We start from the raw sequence: 16,616 nt of genomic DNA, 5'->3' as shown, positions 1-16,616 counted from the left end.
GACCGAACACCCTTCAATAGCGTTGCGCTTGGAACTTGAGACCGCCATGTTTTCATTGTTTTCCTCCTGGAGCGTTATTGTTGCTGTCGTGTGAGGCGAGTTATGGATCCAGATCAGCCGTCGGCGAAATTTGTTTTGTTATCAAACGATTGATCGTTTCGAAATCACAGTTGTGAGGTCTGTCTTCATGCAGGGCGGCGACATGTTCGCGCACGAAAGCCAAGGCTTTCCGGGTACCATGACCGAGGGCATTGGACGCACTACGCAAATCCACCGCCTGGGCGGAAACCACCAACTCGATCGACACCAGCCAGCGCATGCGCTCGACGACTTCCGCGACGTTCGCCAACGTGCTGGGAGCAAGTGAGGCATGATCCTCGACTCCATCAGCGACGGGGATGGCAGACATTGGCATAGGAGCGGCGAAGTGACGAATCTCCGCTTCGAGCATCGAGACGGTCTTCTGCACAGTGGCAAAACCGGTACGACTCTGACCCAGCGGAGTGAGAAAACGCGGCAATCCGGAATCGTGCGGCGACATCAGCTTCATGATGCGATGAGCGGTGGCATTGGCACTTTGCGCTATGGCCAGAGCAAGCCGCGCCCAACTCAATGTAAAGGCTGTGGTATCGAAGTTGCCGTTCGGTAGCACCAGTGCCTCATCCGCCAGGATGACCGGGTTGTCACCGCCGCTTGCCAGCTCGATACGCGTCGCCTCGCGCGCTTCGTCGAGCGCGTGCATGACAGCGCCCAGAATCTGCGGCAGGCAACGATAACTGAGCGGGTCCTGAAGCTTCCTCGCAGCCCCTTCTGCCATCAGCTCACCACCGCGAAGATGAGCGAGTAATCGAGAGGCTGCCTGCCGCTGACCAAAGGCCGGGCGAGCCGCCATGGCCCTTTCATCGAAGGCATTGGTGTTGGCGCGGAAACCTTCGCAGTTCAGGGCGGCGGCAAGACAGGACCAATCTAGCAAACGCCCAATATCCGCCAGCCGCAAGCAGGCTTGGCCAACCGAGAAGCTGTTGGCAGCCACCAGGGCATGCCCATCCCGGGGGCCCAACTCCAGGGGTACGAGACCCGCGCGGGCGAGTGCCTCCCCGGCATCGAGCACGTGACCCTGCCATTCCACTCGGCCATCCCCCATCAGCGCCCGGGTCATCTGCGCAAGCTGTGCCAGGTCCGCCGCCCCCAGCGAGCCGTGCCGAGGGATGACTGGATGAAAGCCCGCATTGATGGCGTCGATCAGCCGGGTCAGCACGATCGAAGAAACGCCACTGCCACCTGCCGCCAACCCGCAGGCCCTCGCCACCATCATCGCTCTGACGGCTTCGCGCGGAACACTGTCACCAACAGCTACGGAACGTGCCAGGGGAACCCGGTTCTGGAATGCAACCAAATCGTCGGCGTCCAGTGTCGTATCGACCCCAGCGCCCAAGCCGGTCGTCAATCCGTAGATGGGTAACTGTTCCGCAACGCTGCGTTCGACGACCCAACGCGCCGCCGCGAGTCTAGACTCGATCTCGGGAGAGACGGTCAACCAGGCTTTTCCGCAGGCGACAGCCGCGACATCGTCAACATCGAGTGGCAACGTATCAGGGAGGAGCCGATACGAAGGAGCTGATGCAAAGGAACTCATGTAATGCTACCTCCATGTCGGCCACTCACTGCTGAAAGGTGCCGGCAATTTGATTGTTGTTGTCTTTGCGGTGGAGCTTCAACACGACCACTATGTATATACAATCACTCTTTCAGTGGAGCTGCAACAGCAATCAAGCTGTCCTCGTGACTAGGTCATGGAGGTCATTGAATGAGCCCAATACTTGAGACTATTTGTATATACAAATAAAAACCATGGCCTTCCACCGAGATTTCATTACATCGTCCAAGTATCGAGCCGTAGGGCTTACCAATGCCCAGTGCCGGCGCCGTCGTCAGGCGCGCGGGCGTTTTCATGGCCGGCCCCAGCCATGAGAATGAACCGCCACGGGTTCCAGCCATCGTCAAACGAATGCTAGCACTGTGGCGGTCGCCACTGCGTCAAGGCGAGCAGCAGACGCTCGAGCACCGGCTTGACACGTCCGGCATGTGCCTCCCGATAGGGAAACGTCGTTGATGCCTCGATCTGATCGGCCTCCCGCGGCTCCTCCATATAGGTCGCCTGGGAAAGCTCGAGTTGCACGGCGTGGACATTATCGCGCGGCATTCCGTAGTGACGGGTAATGAAGCCGCCCTTGAACCGCCCGTTGGTCACCCAGGTGTAGTCGGTCTGTGCGTCGCAGATCGCCTCGAGTCGATCGCTCAAGGTAGGATCGCAACTCCCACCATCATTGGTTCCGAGGTTGATGTCGGGCAACTGGCCATCGAACAGCCTCGCCACCCGCGACCGAATCGAGTGCGCGTCGAACAGCACCACGTAGCCAAAACGCCGGCGAAGACGCTCGAGCTCCTCGCTCAAAGCAGCGTGGTAAGGCCGCCATACGTTCTCTAGCGCCCACTCCCGGGCGTCTTTTGAAGGCTCATGCCCCGCCCGATACAGCGGCTCGCCGTCGAAATCGATCTCCGGGAACAGACCGGTGGTCGCGCCGGCATAGAGCGGCTTGTCGTCTTGAGACCGGTTCAGATCGACGACATAGCGAGAGTATTCGGCCTGCAGCCGACTCACACCGAGGGCGTCGAGGAAATCGTACAGGCACGGAAGATGCCAGTCGGTATCGAGCAATGATCGTCCACGTTCGCTCAGTCCGGCTTCGACTTGCGGCGTCAGGCGAGTCCCGGCGTGAGGCATCGATACCAGTAAAGGCGTCGTTCCCCGGATCAATTGGAAACTGCTCATGCGCTGATTGTCTCTCCATGGTGGAAGCGAATGCTGGGTAGCTGGCCGCCCAGCCAGTAGGCGAGTTCCGCCGGCCCGGTCACGTCCCAGGCAACCGCGTCAGCCACCTTGCCCACCTCGAGCGAGCCATGACTGGCGCCGATGCCGAGCGCCCTGGCCGCATTCAGCGTCACACCGGCCAGGGCTTCCTCCGGTGTCAGGCGGAACAGCGTGCAAGCGAGATTCATCATCAGCCGCAGCGACAGCACCGGCGAGGTACCAGGGTTGAGATCACTGGCCAGCGCCATGGCGACGCCATGTTCCCGAAACGCCTCGATCGGCGGCAATTGGGTCTCCCGCAGCGTCAGAAACGCACCGGGCAGCAGCACGGCAGTGGTACCACTGGCCGCCATCGCCTTCGCATCGTCGCCGTTGGCGTACTCGACATGATCGGCCGACAGCGCGCCGAACTTGGCCGCCAGCTCACAGCCTCCCAGGCGCGACAGTTGCTCAGCGTGCAGCTTGACCGGCAGGCCGAGCCGGCGTGCCGTCTCGAAGACCCGACGCATCTGTACCGGAGAAAACGCAATGCCCTCGCAGAAGCCATCGACGGCATCGATCAGCCCCTCTCCCGCCAGCGTTGGCAGGATCGTCTCGCACACCCGTTCGATGTAGTCATCGCCGCGACCGGCGTACTCCGGCGGCGGGGCGTGGGCGGCCAGGCAAGTCGTCTTTACCGTGACGGGCAAGCGTTTTCCCAGTTCCCGGGCGACCTGCAGCATGCGCCTTTCGCTGTCGAGATCGAGACCGTAGCCGGACTTGATCTCGAGCGTGGTAACGCCTTCGGCTAGCAACACCCGCGCTCGTGCTTCGGCACTCGCGTAGAGCGTCTCGAAGTCGGTTTCCCGGGTCGCTCTGACACTGCTGACGATCCCGCCGCCCTGGCGTGCGATCTCGCTATAGCTGACCCCCTCCAGGCGCTGCTCGAACTCACGACTGCGATCACCGCCGAACACCAGGTGAGTGTGGCAATCGATCAACCCCGGGGTCAGCCAGCGCCCGCCGAGATCGCGGGTCTCGCTGACCTTGACGGGGGGCAGTTCGGCTTCGGGACCGATCCAGGCGATATGTCCGTCGCGGATCACCAGCGCGGCCTCGTCGATCACCGCGTAGCCGCCGCCACGCATCGTCACCGCCTGCAGGTTGCGCCACAGGCTGTCACCCGCCAATGGCTGGTTGTCTACATCCATACGTGCCTCCTCAGTCGACCATCGGCAGATCGAGGCCCTGCTCGCGGGCGCAGTCGATGGCGATATCGTAGCCGGCATCGGCGTGGCGCATCACGCCGGTAGCCGGGTCGTTGTGCAGTACCCGGGCGATGCGCCGGTCGGCCTCTTCGCTGCCGTCGCAGACGATCACCATGCCGGCGTGCTGGGAAAAGCCCATTCCCACGCCGCCGCCATGGTGCAGCGAGACCCAGGTGGCACCGCTGGCGGTATTCAACAACGCATTGAGCAGCGCCCAGTCGGAGACCGCATCCGAGCCGTCCTGCATGCCCTCGGTCTCGCGGTTGGGGCTAGCCACCGAGCCGGAATCGAGATGGTCTCGGCCGATCACCACCGGCGCCGAGAGTTCGCCGGAGCGGACCATGGCATTGAACGCCAGACCGAGCTTGGCGCGCTGGCCCAACCCGACCCAGCAGATGCGTGCCGGCAGACCCTGAAAGCTGATCCGCTCGCGGGCCATGTCGAGCCAGCGGTGCAGCGGCGCATCGTCGATCAGCTCCTTGACCTTGGCGTCGGTCTTATAAATGTCCTCAGGGTCACCGGACAGCGCCGCCCAGCGGAACGGGCCAATGCCACGGCAGAACAACGGGCGGATGTAGGCGGGCACGAAGCCGGGGAAATCGAAGGCGTTGGCGACGCCCTCTTCCTGGGCCATCTGGCGGATATTATTGCCGTAATCGAAGGTCGGCACGCCCAGCGCCTGGAAGTCGAGCATCGCCTGGACATGCACCGCCATCGACTGCTTGGCGGCCTCGACTACCGCCTCCGGCTCGCGCTTGCCGCGCTCACGGTAGTCGTCCCACTCCCAGCCCGCCGGCAGGTATCCATTGAGCGGATCGTGGGCGCTGGTCTGGTCGGTGACCATGTCGGGTCGTACGCCGCGCCGGATCAGCTCGGGCAGAATCTCCGCGGCGTTGCCGTGCAGGGCGACCGACTTGGCCTCGCCGGCCTGGGTGTACTTCTCGATGCGCGCCAGGGCGTCGTCGAGATCGTCAGCCTGCTCGTCGACGTAGCGGGTGCGCAGGCGCATGTCGATGCGGCTCTGCTGACACTCGATGTTCAGGCTGCAGGCCCCGGCCAGCGTCGCCGCCAGCGGCTGCGCGCCGCCCATGCCGCCCAGCCCGGCGGTGAGAATCCAGCGCCCGCGCAGGTCGCCGTCATAATGCTGTCGCCCGGCCTCGACGAAAGTTTCGTAAGTGCCCTGAACGATGCCCTGGCTGCCGATGTAGATCCACGAGCCGGCGGTCATCTGGCCGTACATCATCAGACCCTTGGCATCGAGCTCGTTGAAGTGCTCCCAGTTGGCCCAGTGCGGCACCAGGTTGGAGTTGGCGATCAACACTCGCGGCGCGTCCGCGTGGGTTTTGAACACGCCCACCGGCTTGCCGGACTGCACCAGCAGCGTCTCGTCGTCGTCGAGTCGCTTGAGAGCATCGACGATGGCGTCGTAGCACTCCCAGTTGCGCGCGGCGCGGCCGATGCCGCCGTATACCACCAGCTCCTTGGGATTCTCGGCCACGTCGGGGTCGAGGTTGTTCATCAGCATGCGCAGCGGCGCCTCGGTGAGCCAGCTCTTGGCGCTCAGCTGACTGCCGTGGGGGGCGCGGATCTCGGTATCGCGAAAACGGGAAGAGGCCATGGTCGCTCCTGGGAGTGGTATCGGATGGATTGAGATATGTATATACATTATGCCAGCCATGCACTGCGTGCAATGCTTCCCTCACCGCCGCTGAAGACGCCCTAATTTGGGGCCTAAAGCGATTTATTGCACCAAAGTAGCGCTTCCGGATCTGAGCATTCGCAAGGATTTACTCGGCGCTTGCTCTTCGGTATATGTATATACATTAGACCTTCATAGGAGTTCGTCATGGCCCAACGCCTCTTCGCGGAACATGCCCTGCTAGCCGACGGCTGGGCCCGGCACGTGCTGATCGAGGTCGACGACGCCGGCTTCATCGCAGCGGTCTCGCCGGATAGCGGCGCCGGGGATGCCCAACGCCTGGCCGGACCGGCGCTGCCCGGCATGCCCAACCTGCATTCGCACGCCTTCCAGCGCGCCATGGCGGGGCTCGCCGAGATCGGCAGCGAGCGCCCGGATAGTTTCTGGAGCTGGCGCGAGCGCATGTACGGCCTTGTCGATACCCTGACTCCCGAACAGGTAGCGACCATCGCCCAAGCGCTCTATGTCGAGATGCTCAAGGGCGGCTACACCCAGGTCAGCGAGTTCCACTACTTGCATCACGACCCGGCCGGCCGCGCCTACGCCGACCCCGCGGAGATGGCCTGGGCAATCAGCGCTGCCGCCGAGCGCAGCGGCATCGGTCTGACCCTGCTGCCGGTGCTCTACGCTCACGGCGGCTTCGGCGGTCAACCGCCCAATGCCGGACAGCGCCGCTTCATTCACGACGCGCCGGGCTTTCTGCATCTGCTCGAGCGGTTGACGCCGCGCCTGTCCAACCATCCGACCCAAGCGCTGGGCCTGGCCTTCCACTCGCTGCGTGCAGTGACCCCGGAGCAGATCCGCGAAGTCCTCGCGTCTGACCCCGCCGGCCCCCGGCATATCCACGTCGCCGAGCAGCAGCGCGAAGTCGAGGACAGCGTGGCCTATTCGGGGTGTCGACCGGTGCGCTGGCTGCTGGACAACGTCGCGGTCGATGCGCGCTGGTGTCTGATCCACGCCACCCATCTCGATGCCGGCGAAGTACGCGATCTTGCCGCCAGCGGAGCGGTCATCGGGCTCTGCCCGACCACCGAAGCCAACCTCGGCGACGGGCTGTTTCCTGCTGTCGACTATGCCACCCGGGGCGGGCGGCTGGGCATCGGCTCCGACAGCCACGTCTCGCTCGACGTGGTCGAAGAGTTGCGCCTGCTCGAATACGGCCAACGGCTGGTCCGTCAGCAGCGCAACTGTCTGCAGAACGGCGACACCCGCCAGGTCGGTGACTGGCTTTACCGTCACGCACTGGCCGGCGGCGCCCAGGCCTCCGGGCAACCGATCGGCGCCATCGCCCCGGGCATGCGTGCCGACCTGGTGATACTTGAAGGCGACGATCCCTACCTGGCCACGGCCAGCGACGAGACGCGTCTGGGACGCTGGCTGTTCGGCGGTTCAAAGCAGCAGATCCGCGATGTGATGGTCGCCGGTCGCTGGGTCGTCGAGGCGCGCCGTCACCTGCTCGACGCCAACAACCAGGCGGCGCTGACCCGGCTGTTCCGCGAACTTGGCTAGGGAACAGCACCCACCCGACAACAACAACCCCAACAATCCTGGAGTCCCCCATGGCCACCGCCAACGCCATCCCCAAGCCCACCCCCGCGACGCTGTTCAAGCTGCTGGTGCCCAGCTTGCTGGGCATTCTGGTGTTCTTCGTACCGCTGCCCATCAACGGCAAGACGACGATCCTGCTCGACCATATGGTGACCGCCGTGCGCGGTCTGCTCGGCGGCGCCGTGCCGTACTACGCCATGGCGGTGATCATCGCCGGGGCGCTCTATCCGGTGATCACCGGACGCTGGCGCGCCAATCGCACCGAGAGCGTGTTCACCGTATTCAAGTGGCTGGGCGTGCTGTTCGGCGTGCTGGCGCTGACCGGCGCCGGACCGGCGGCATTGCATACCCCGGACATGCTGCCGTTCCTGTTCGACAAGCTGGTGATCTCGGTGGGGCTGATCGTGCCGATCGGCGCGATCTTCCTGGCGCTGCTGATCAACTACGGCCTGCTCGAGGGCGTCGGGGTCGTCTGCCAGCCGCTGATGCGGCCGCTATGGCGCACCCCGGGGCGTTCGGCCATCGATGCCGTGGCGTCGTTCGTCGGCAGCTACTCGATCGGCCTGCTGATCACCAACCGCGTCTACCAGGCCGGCCAGTACTCGGCTCGCGAAGCGGCGATCATCGCCACCGGTTTCTCCACCGTCTCGGCCACCTTCATGATCGTGGTCGCCAAGACGCTGGATCTAATGGCGATGTGGAACCTGTATTTCTGGCTGACCCTGCTGATCACCTTCGTGGTCACCGCGATCACCGTGCGCCTGCCGCCACTCTCGCGGATCAACGACGACACGCCGAAAGCAGAGGCGCCGGTGGCCCGCGGCCATAGGCTGAACCGAGCCTGGCAGGAGAGCCTGAGCGCCGCCGAACGCGCGCCCAGCCTCGGCCGCAGCGTGGCGATCAACCTCAAGGAAGGCATGCGGATGACCATGAGCATCCTGCCCTCGATCCTCTCGGTGGGCCTGCTCGGCCTGTTGCTGGCCAAGTACACTCCGGTGTTCGAATGGATCGGGCTGGTCTTCTACCCGCTGATTGCGCTGTTCGGCATCGACGAGGCGAGCCAGCTGGCACAGGCGACGGCCTCGGGGCTGGCCGAGATGTTCCTGCCGGCACTGCTGATGGCCGACGCCGGGCTACCCGCACGCTTCGCCGCCGGGGTAGTCTCGGTGTCGTCGATCCTGTTCTTCTCGGCGTCGATCCCGTGCATTCTGTCGACGACCATTCCACTTTCCATCGGCCGCATCGTGGTGATCTGGCTGATCCGCACGCTGCTCAGCCTGGCGCTGGCGATTCCCGCCGGGTATTTCGCCGCCTGGCTGGTGGGTTGATAACTGGCTGGTGAATTAGGTAGCCGAATGGGCCATGGAACGCAGCTTGTAGCGATCGCCGGGATGCAGCAGATGGGCATAGCTGATCAGGTGATCGCCCGACCAGGTGCGCCGGCGCACGCTCAGGCAGGGAAGTGAAGGTTCGACCTCCAGCCAGTCAGCGGCCTGGGGGTCCGCCAGCACCGCCTCGACGACGTGCTCCATGTCGCTGATCGGGCAGGCGGCGACCAGCACCTCGTTGGGCGTCTGGCGCGAGAAATCGGCCTCGAGGTAACCGGGTACCCAGCGCGGATTGACGTAGCGATCCTCGAGCTGGATCGGCAGGCCGTCCTCCAGATGGATGAGGATCGAGTGGAACAGCGTCACGCCGATGCGCACCCCCATGCGCAGCGCTATCTCGTCGTCGGCGCTGATCGCTTCGCAGGAGAGCACGCGGTTGGCGTAGCCATGACCCCGGCGGCGCACTTCGTCGGCGATATTGTTGATCTCGACCAGCGGCGATTCCGAGCGACGATCGGTGACGAAAGTGCCAATCCCCGACTGACGGACCAGATAGCCCTCCTGCACCAGATCGCGGATCGCCTTGTTGGCGGTCATGCGGCTGACGCCGAAGGTCACCGCCAGTTGCTCCTCCGGCGGGATTTGATGATCGGCCGGAAAATGCCCCGTGCGGATGTTCTCCAGCAGGTACTGCTTGATCTGTTGATAACGGGGCGGTTGGCGTCCCACGGGTTCTCCTCGAAGTCCTCTGCCGCCCAGCCCCGTCGCTCGAACAGAACGTCAGGTCAGCGGTCGCAGATCAATCCTGGTCAGGCGTGCCGTCTCCGGCGCCTCCAGCGTATAGGTCGTCGACGTCGCGAGCGGGCCAAGCCTACGCCAGTGCCAGGCGTCGCCACAATCGAGACGCGCCGACGCCTGCCCGGCCAATCGCACGTCGCCGATCACGGCCAGCAGCAGCGTCTCGCAATCGCCATCGTGCGTCAGCGCTTCGCCGGGGTCGAGCCAGGCGATACTGGCCCGCCAGCGCTGCGGATTGTACATCAGGTTCAGCGCCCGGCTGGGGCCGTCGGGCAGCAGGCAACTCACCGAGGCGTCGCCGGCGAAGGCCAGGCTTTCCAAGGGCACCAGCTCGACACGCCGCTCGCCGAGCATGAGCGTTACCGGCTGCGCGCCGATCACCGTGAAGTGACGCGCCAGGCCGGCGAATGTCGAGAACGGCACCGGCCTATCGAGCTCGGCGATCGAGACCCGCCAACCCGGATCTGCGCCCTCTTCATGCGTTGCCTCACGAGCCAGTTCGCGGGTGATCCCGCCGCCGTTGCGCCAGGCAACCGGCTCAAGCTCGGCGAAGCGCAGCGTTTCAGGCAGGCCCATGTCAGGACGCGGCGGTCTTACGATAGCTCATCGAGGCATCGATGCGCCCCAGGATGTAATCGCCCGCCGCCACCGGCGGGTAGCGGGCCTCGTCCACCGACACGCCGAGATCGACCGGGTCGACGCGGGCGCCGTAGTCGGGATCGTAGAAGGTCGCGATGGAGTAGCGCTCGCGGCCACTGGTGTTGATCACCCGATGCAGGGTTGAGCGGAAACGATCGTTGGACCAGCGCGCCAGCAGATCGCCGACATTGACCACCAGCGACCCTTCGATGAACGGCGCATCGATCCAGCGTTCGCTGCCCAGCTCGCGGACCTGCAAGCCACCGATGGCATCTTGGTAGAGTAGCGTGATGCAACCGTAATCGGTATGCGGGGCGACGCCGAACTGGTCCGCCGGGCGATCATCGGGCTGCACCGGGTAATAGACCGCCTGGGTGCGCTGCAACGGTTTGGTGTACTTGGCGACGAAGAACTCGGGGTCGATCTCCAGGCTGACCGCCACGGCGCGCAGCAGGTCGGCACCGCAGCGCCCCACCTCGAGAAAGTAGCTGTCCATCGCCCGCTGCAGCTCAGGCATAAAGCCGGGCCATTGATTGGGCCCGCGCAGCGCCTCACCCGCCAGCACGCTGGGGTCGTCTTCCGCCAGGTCGAGCCCGAAGCCGAAGAACTCCTTCTCGTCGGGACGGGTGGCCTGATACATGGTCGCGCCGCCCCGTCGATGGAAACCGCGGTGGCGCTTGTTGACCGCTACCTCGGTCTTGCGCTCCAGCGGCTCGGCAAAGAAGGCCTGGGCCGCCTGCATGGCGTCGTCGATCACCGTCTGGGGCAGGCTGTGGTTGACGATGTAGAAGAAGCCAACCTCGGTGCAGGCGCGACGTATCGCTTCGCCGGCCCGGGTCAGGCTCTGTGGGTCCCTCTCGCGCACGCCCTGCATGTCGACCAGGGGTATTGTAGTTGTTGGTTGGGTCATGACTGCTTTTCTCCCATCGTAAGGATTCATCCGCCTAAGGCAGCGCTCGGTCCAGCTGCCGCACGCCATAAGTATATACATGCAAATTTGCCAACGCGCCATTCGCGAAGAAAGCGAACTCGCGATAACTCGGCGATTTTGATGCACTAAAAAGGGATAAATGACCTAAACATGCACTAAAACTTACCACTAACTCGCCAACCATTGTCCAACGCACATTCCTTCCCGTACGGCACTTGCATCGAAAAGTGTTCCTGTATATACAGGATAAAACCCTGCCTTTGCGCACCTGCTTCACGGCGGCAGACATCGCCGGCACCCGTAAGGGAACGATCATGACAACAACGCTGCGGCTCTCTCCGGGCAATCTGACACTCGACACGCTGCGTGAACTCTACGAGCGCAGCCCTACGCTTACGCTCGACGACGCTAGCCGCGCCCGGGTCGACGACGCCGAGGCCACGGTCAGCGCCATCCTGGACAGCGGACGTACCGTCTACGGCATCAATACCGGCTTCGGCGTGCTCGCCCAGACCTCGATACCGCGCGCCTCGCTGACCGAACTGCAGCGCAATCTGGTGCTGTCGCACAGCACCGGGGTCGGCGACGCACTGGATGACGCCACGGTGGGGCTGATCCTGGCGCTCAAGGCGACCTCGCTGGCGCGCGGCCACTCGGGGGTGCGCTGGACGATCATCGAAGCGCTGCTGGCTCTGTACAACGCGCGGGTCTACCCGTGCATTCCGGCCAAGGGTTCGGTGGGCGCCTCGGGAGATCTGGCGCCGCTGGCGCATCTGTCGGCGACGCTGCTCGGCGAGGGCCGCATGCGCCACCAGGGGCGCGAGATGCCGGCCACCGAAGGGCTCGCGCTGGCCGGCCTCGCGCCGCTGACGCTGGCGCCCAAGGAGGGCCTGGCGCTGATCAACGGCACCCAGGTGTCCACCGCGCTGGCGCTGCGCGGGCTGTTCGCCACCGAGAAGCTGTTCACCGCCGCGGTGGTCGCGGGAAGCCTGACGGTGGACGCCCTGAAGGGCTCGGATACCCCGTTCGACGAACGCATCCAGGCGGTTCGCGGCCATCCCGGTCAGCGTGACGTGGCGGCCTACTACCGCGAACTGCTCGCCGGCAGCCGGATCCGCGAATCGCACCGCGACTGCCCGCGGGTGCAGGACCCCTATTCGCTGCGCTGCCAGCCGCAGGTGATGGGCGCCTGCCTGGATCACCTGCGCTTCGCCGCCGGGGTGTTCCTGCGCGAGGCCAACGCGGTCTCCGACAATCCGTTGGTCTTCGACAACGGCGACGTGCTTTCCGGCGGCAACTTCCATGCCGAGCCGGTCGCCATGGCCGCCGATGTGCTGGCGCTGGTGATCGCGGAGATCGGCGCGCTCTCGGAGCGGCGCATCGCACAACTCGTCGACCCGGCGCTATCGGGGTTGCCGGCCTTCCTGGTCGAGGACAGTGGACTCAACTCCGGCTTCATGATCGCCCAGGTCAGCGCGGCGGCACTGGCCTCGGAGAACAAGACCCTGGCGCACCCGGCTTCGGTGGATAGCCTGCCGACCTCCGCCAACCAGGAGGACCACGTCTCGATGGCGACCTTCGCGGCCCGCCGGCTGGCCGACATGGCGTTCAATTCCAGCGCGGTGGTCGCCATCGAGCTGCTGGCGGCGGCCCAGGGCATCGAGTTCCATCGCCCCATGGCCACCTCGCCGGCCCTCGAAGAAGCGCTGACGCTGATCCGCCGCGACGTGGCACGTTATGAACGAGACCGCTATTTCGCCCCCGATCTCGACGCCGCGCAGCGCTTCGTCGATGATGCTGCCTTCGAGAAGTTGCTGCCCCGCCCACGCCTGTACACCGAGGATTGACGTGAAACGACGCTTCGCCCGCAGCCATCGCTGGCACCATGCCCAGAGCATCGACGAGCTCGCCGCGATGGCCCGCCAGCGGCTGCCCGCCTTCGCCTGGGAGTACGTCAGTGCCGGCGCCGAGGATGAACGTACCCTCGCCGACAACCGCCACGCCTTCCAGCGCTGGCAGTGGCGGCCGCGCACCCTGGTCGACCTGAGCGAGACCGACAGTCGCGCCACCCTGCTGGGCCGGGACTGTGCGATGCCGCTGGCGATCGCCCCGACCGGCTACAACGGCATGCTGTGGCGCGATGCCGACATCGCCCTGGCTCGTGCGGCACAGCGTCACGACGTGCCGTTCACATTGAGCACGGTGTCCTGCAACAGTCTCGAGGAAGTCGCCGCCGCGGTTCCCGAAGGACGGCTGTGGTTCCAGCTCTATCCGCTGCGCGACAAGCAGGCGACCCGGGACCTGATCGAGCGCGCCCGGGCGGCCAACACCGAGGCCTTGGTGATTACCACCGACGCCGTGGTGCTGGGCCGGCGCGAATGGGATAGCCGCAGCTACCTGAGCCCGCGGCGCCTGACCCCGGGCCACACGCTGGATGCCCTGTGCCACCCGCGCTGGGCCGCCCAGGCGCTGTGGCCCGACAGCCTGCCGACGCTGGGCAACCTGCTCAAGTATCTGCCCGCCGGACAGCACAGCGCGGCCAGCGCGGCGACCTACATCGGCCAGCAGATGGCCAGCGACCTGACCTGGGACACCCTGACCGAGATTCGCCGGCACTGGTCGGGCAAGCTGATCGTCAAGGGCATTCTCGGTGCCGAGGACGCCCGGCGCTGCCAGCAACTGGGTGCCGACGGCATCGTGGTGACCAACCACGGCGGCCGCCAGCTCGACGACTCGCCGGCCAGCCTCGACTGCCTCCCGGCGATCGTCGACGCCGTGGGCCAGGAGCTCGAGATCCTGCTCGACAGCGGCATCCGGCGCGGCAGCGACATCGCCAAGGCGCTGGCCCTGGGTGCGCATGGCGTACTCAGCGGGCGAGCCACGCTGTATGGCCTCGCGGTCGGCGGCGAGGCCGGCGCGGCGCACGCCCTGACGCTGCTCCACGAGCAGCTCCACAACACCCTCGCGCTGCTGGGACGGCCCCGCCTGGCCCAGCTCGACCGCGACTGCCTGAGCCCTTCCCCGCAGCTGTCCCCGTCCGGCGCGCCAGCGACCGCCACCGCCCAGCCGGCCACGGGAGATCTGCCATGAGTTCCGCCAGCACCGCCGACGACGCCTTTCTGGATGCGCTGCAAGACGCCTTCGGCGACAGCGTGCTGCTGGGCGAGGCGATTCCCGAGTCCTGCCACAGCGACTGGACCGGCCACGCCGCCTGCCGACCACTGGCCCTGGTGCGCCCGGCCAGCACGGCTGAAGTCGCCAGGCTGCTGAAACTGTGTCATGAACACCGCCGCGCGGTGGTCCCCCAGGGCGGCATGACCGGGCTGGCTGGCGCGGCGGTGCCCAGCGCCGACAGCGTCGCGCTGTCGCTGGCCCGGCTCACCGGCGTGGAAAGCGTCGACCGTGCCGCCGCGACCCTGACGGTGCGCGCCGGCACGACACTACAGGCCGTGCAGGACGCCGCAGAAGAGGCCGGCTTCCGCTACCCGGTCGACTTCGGCGCCCGCGGCACCTGCCAGATCGGCGGCACCATCGCCACCAACGCCGGCGGCCACGCGGTGATCCGTCACGGCATGACCCGCGACCGGGTGCTCGGCCTAGAGGTGGTGCTGGCCGACGGCCGGGTTCTCGATCTGATGAATACCATGATCAAGAACAATACCGGCTACGACCTCAAGCACTGCTTCATCGGCGCCGAGGGCACGCTGGGCGTCATCACCCGCGCCGTGCTGCGCCTGGCGCCGCCCCAGGGCGAAACCCACACCCTGCTGTGTGCGCTGCGCGACTATCCGGCGGCGGTCTCGCTGCTGCACCGCCTGCGCGGCGCCGGGCTGGCGCTGGAGGCGTTCGAGGTGATGTGGCAGGACTTCTATGCCATGAGCTGCGACTGGCAGGGTGGCCAGCCGCCGCTTGCGGCGAGCCATCCCCTTTATGTGCTGTGCGAGGCCGAAGGCGATGCCAACCGCCTGGAAACGGCGCTGGCGGCCGCGCTGGAAGCGGGTGAGGTCGAGGACGCCGTGCTGACGAGCAGCACCGCCCAGGCCCGCGAGCTATGGACGATCCGCGAGGCGACCGCTGAGTTTCCGGTCAAGCTGGCGCCGATCAACTTCGACATCAGCCTGCCGATCGCCGACATTGGCGCCTTCGTCGAGGCCGCCGGTGCGGCGCTGCGGCAACGCTGGCCGGGCGCGCGCATTGTCAATTTCGGGCATATCGGCGACAGCAACCTGCACCTGACGGTGGACGGCCGCTCGCTGGCCGAGGACACCCCGGCGACTCGCCACGCCATCGAAGCCGAAATTTACCGGCTGGTCGGCGAGCGGCGTGGCTCGATCTCCGCCGAGCACGGCATCGGCCTGCTCAAGCGTGATTTCCTGCACCATAGCGCCACCCCGAATGTCATCGACGCGATGCGTATGCTCAAGTGCACTTTCGACCCCCGCGGCATCCTTAACCCCGGCAAACTGCTGCCGGCCGACGAGGTGGACGAGGGCGCAGCCACAGGCGTGCCGGACATGCACCAGCATGGCGCAAACGAGCCGTAGACACGTCTTTGGAAACGTCGCCGCCGCCTGCGCAACGGCCAGGCGCTGCGTGTAGCGACTGAAAAGTATATACAGGGCTAGACATTGGCACGAACACTGCAAGATGACAGACGTCACCGAACCCTGGGCACCGACCCAGCCCGACTCGCCGGCCCTGCCGGCCTCTCAGCCAAGGAGTCATTCATGAACAACAAGAACCGCGTGCTCGCACTCTGCCTCGGCCTGGCCGCTAGCGCCGCCTCGCTGACGTCCAGCGCCGATGCGCTGGACGATGTCCGCCAGAGTGGCGTGCTGGAAGTGGCCACGGAAATGCAGTTTGCGCCCTTCGACTTCCACGAGAACGGCGAACAGGCCGGGCTCAACAAGGCCATCTTCGCCGAGGTGGGCAAGGAGCTGGGCGTCGAGATCGAGTTCATCGACCTGCCCTGGCCGAGCGTCCTGCCCGGTCTCGAGGCCGGTAACTTCGACATCGTCGCCGGGCCGATCATTGTCACCCAAGCGCGCAAGGCGCGTTATCACTTCCTGACGCCGATCGCCGAATCGACTGTGGCGCTGCTCAAGCGCGCCGGCGACGACAGCATCGAAAGCCCCGAGGACATCGCCGGCAAGACCGCCGGTGGCGGCCAGTCGTCCGCCCAACTGGCGGCACTCAAGGCGTATGCCGAAACCCTCGACGAGCCGGTCGAGATCAAGGAGTTCGTCGACAACAACCAGGCCTACGCCGCGCTGGCCTCCGGACGCATCGACGCCGTCGCCAATTCGCTGCCCAACATCGGCTACGTCGCCAGCCAGCGTTCGAACGTCTTCAAGGTCGTTCAGCCGCCCTTCGGCGAGCCAAGCTATTTCGCCTATCTGGGACGTGACGACGAGGAGAGCCGCCCGCTGCTGGACGTCATCGACGAGGTCCTGCTGAAGATGAAGGACGACGGCCGCCTCGCCGAGCTGCAGAAGCAGTGGCTGGGCCAGGCAATGGATACGCCGCGTGGCGACTTCGAACCCAACATCTGATC

Annotated in this window: 13 protein-coding genes; 6 read left to right on the top strand and 7 right to left on the bottom strand. The window is 65.6% G+C overall.

Translation table 11 applies throughout. The features are described 5' to 3' along the window. Positions 1-100 precede the first annotated feature (100 nt). The 4 genes from DOM57_RS15505 to hutU form a co-directional block, all read right to left on the bottom strand. The gene (locus DOM57_RS15505; RefSeq protein ID WP_110650098.1) at positions 101-1,636 is read right to left on the bottom strand and encodes an HAL/PAL/TAL family ammonia-lyase; all 1,536 of its coding nucleotides are present in this window, start codon (positions 1,634-1,636) and stop codon (positions 101-103) included. A 375-nt stretch (positions 1,637-2,011) separates the two neighbouring features. Continuing rightward, positions 2,012-2,833 carry an N-formylglutamate deformylase gene (hutG, locus tag DOM57_RS15500; protein WP_110650097.1) on the bottom strand — a complete coding sequence of 274 codons (822 nt, stop codon included), beginning with the start codon at positions 2,831-2,833 and terminating at the stop codon, positions 2,012-2,014. Beyond that, positions 2,830-4,062, bottom strand: a complete 1,233-nt coding sequence (hutI, locus tag DOM57_RS15495) for an imidazolonepropionase (protein WP_110650096.1) — start codon at positions 4,060-4,062, stop codon at positions 2,830-2,832. Before hutI ends, hutG begins: the two co-directional genes overlap by 4 nt. A gap of 10 nt (positions 4,063-4,072) precedes the next feature. Next, positions 4,073-5,737: a urocanate hydratase gene (gene hutU, locus DOM57_RS15490; RefSeq protein WP_110650095.1), complete on the bottom strand. Its 1,665-nt coding sequence runs from the start codon at positions 5,735-5,737 to the stop codon at positions 4,073-4,075. Positions 5,738-5,965: 228 nt separating this feature from the next. Between hutU and DOM57_RS15485 the strand changes: the two genes are divergently transcribed. Together DOM57_RS15485 and DOM57_RS15480 are read left to right on the top strand one after the other, a co-directional pair. Further along, complete coding sequence (locus DOM57_RS15485) at positions 5,966-7,327, top strand: formimidoylglutamate deiminase (RefSeq protein WP_110650094.1); 1,362 nt, start codon at positions 5,966-5,968, stop codon at positions 7,325-7,327. A gap of 50 nt (positions 7,328-7,377) precedes the next feature. After that, positions 7,378-8,694 carry a YjiH family protein gene (locus tag DOM57_RS15480; protein ID WP_110650093.1) on the top strand — a complete coding sequence of 439 codons (1,317 nt, stop codon included), beginning with the start codon at positions 7,378-7,380 and terminating at the stop codon, positions 8,692-8,694. 15 nt (positions 8,695-8,709) lie between these two features. On the opposite strand, the gene hutC is transcribed toward DOM57_RS15480, so the two are convergent. Genes hutC through DOM57_RS15465 form a run of 3 tightly spaced genes read right to left on the bottom strand, consistent with a single transcriptional unit; the run spans position 8,710 to position 11,041 of the window. Further along, a complete protein-coding gene (hutC, locus tag DOM57_RS15475; protein WP_110650092.1) occupies positions 8,710-9,423 on the bottom strand; it encodes a histidine utilization repressor in 714 nt (237 codons plus the stop codon). A 51-nt stretch (positions 9,424-9,474) separates the two neighbouring features. Then, entirely contained in the window at positions 9,475-10,068 is a 594-nt protein-coding gene (locus tag DOM57_RS15470) for a HutD/Ves family protein (RefSeq protein WP_110650091.1), read from the bottom strand. Between the two features lies 1 nt (position 10,069). Beyond that, complete coding sequence (locus DOM57_RS15465; RefSeq protein WP_110650090.1) at positions 10,070-11,041, bottom strand: isopenicillin N synthase family dioxygenase; 972 nt, start codon at positions 11,039-11,041, stop codon at positions 10,070-10,072. 335 nt (positions 11,042-11,376) lie between these two features. On the opposite strand from DOM57_RS15465, the gene hutH reads away from it, so the two are divergent. The 4 genes from hutH (at position 11,377) to DOM57_RS15445 (ending at position 16,614) form a co-directional block, all read left to right on the top strand. Further along, on the top strand, positions 11,377-12,909 hold the full coding sequence (gene hutH / locus DOM57_RS15460) for a histidine ammonia-lyase (RefSeq protein WP_110650089.1): 1,533 nt from the start codon (positions 11,377-11,379) through the stop codon (positions 12,907-12,909). Between the two features lies 1 nt (position 12,910). Next, on the top strand, positions 12,911-14,152 hold the full coding sequence (locus tag DOM57_RS15455) for an alpha-hydroxy acid oxidase (RefSeq protein ID WP_204352994.1): 1,242 nt from the start codon (positions 12,911-12,913) through the stop codon (positions 14,150-14,152). Next, on the top strand, positions 14,149-15,606 hold the full coding sequence (locus tag DOM57_RS15450; RefSeq protein ID WP_110650087.1) for an FAD-binding oxidoreductase: 1,458 nt from the start codon (positions 14,149-14,151) through the stop codon (positions 15,604-15,606). Before DOM57_RS15455 ends, DOM57_RS15450 begins: the two co-directional genes overlap by 4 nt. Before the next feature lie 183 nt (positions 15,607-15,789). Further along, on the top strand, positions 15,790-16,614 hold the full coding sequence (locus tag DOM57_RS15445) for a transporter substrate-binding domain-containing protein (protein WP_110650086.1): 825 nt from the start codon (positions 15,790-15,792) through the stop codon (positions 16,612-16,614). Positions 16,615-16,616: the final 2 nt, after the last annotated feature.

The sequence above is a fragment of the Salinicola peritrichatus genome, from assembly GCF_003206715.1.
Classification (GTDB): domain Bacteria; phylum Pseudomonadota; class Gammaproteobacteria; order Pseudomonadales; family Halomonadaceae; genus Salinicola; species Salinicola peritrichatus.
This window is presented reverse-complemented; position numbering and strand designations above follow the sequence as displayed.

What these genes read in the sequence shown, in the direction of transcription:
- hutU (WP_110650095.1), bottom strand. Translation starts at nt 5,737, where the DNA reads ATGGCCTCTTCCCGTTTTCGCGATACCGAGATCCGCGCCCCCCACGGC.
- hutH (WP_110650089.1), top strand. Translation starts at nt 11,377, where the DNA reads ATGACAACAACGCTGCGGCTCTCTCCGGGCAATCTGACACTCGACACG.
- DOM57_RS15505 (WP_110650098.1), bottom strand. Translation starts at nt 1,636, where the DNA reads ATGAGTTCCTTTGCATCAGCTCCTTCGTATCGGCTCCTCCCTGATACG.
- hutG (WP_110650097.1), bottom strand. Translation starts at nt 2,833, where the DNA reads ATGAGCAGTTTCCAATTGATCCGGGGAACGACGCCTTTACTGGTATCG.
- hutI (WP_110650096.1), bottom strand. Translation starts at nt 4,062, where the DNA reads ATGGATGTAGACAACCAGCCATTGGCGGGTGACAGCCTGTGGCGCAAC.
- DOM57_RS15470 (WP_110650091.1), bottom strand. Translation starts at nt 10,068, where the DNA reads ATGGGCCTGCCTGAAACGCTGCGCTTCGCCGAGCTTGAGCCGGTTGCC.
- DOM57_RS15465 (WP_110650090.1), bottom strand. Translation starts at nt 11,041, where the DNA reads ATGACCCAACCAACAACTACAATACCCCTGGTCGACATGCAGGGCGTG.
- DOM57_RS15485 (WP_110650094.1), top strand. Translation starts at nt 5,966, where the DNA reads ATGGCCCAACGCCTCTTCGCGGAACATGCCCTGCTAGCCGACGGCTGG.
- DOM57_RS15450 (WP_110650087.1), top strand. Translation starts at nt 14,149, where the DNA reads ATGAGTTCCGCCAGCACCGCCGACGACGCCTTTCTGGATGCGCTGCAA.
- DOM57_RS15445 (WP_110650086.1), top strand. Translation starts at nt 15,790, where the DNA reads ATGAACAACAAGAACCGCGTGCTCGCACTCTGCCTCGGCCTGGCCGCT.
- DOM57_RS15480 (WP_110650093.1), top strand. Translation starts at nt 7,378, where the DNA reads ATGGCCACCGCCAACGCCATCCCCAAGCCCACCCCCGCGACGCTGTTC.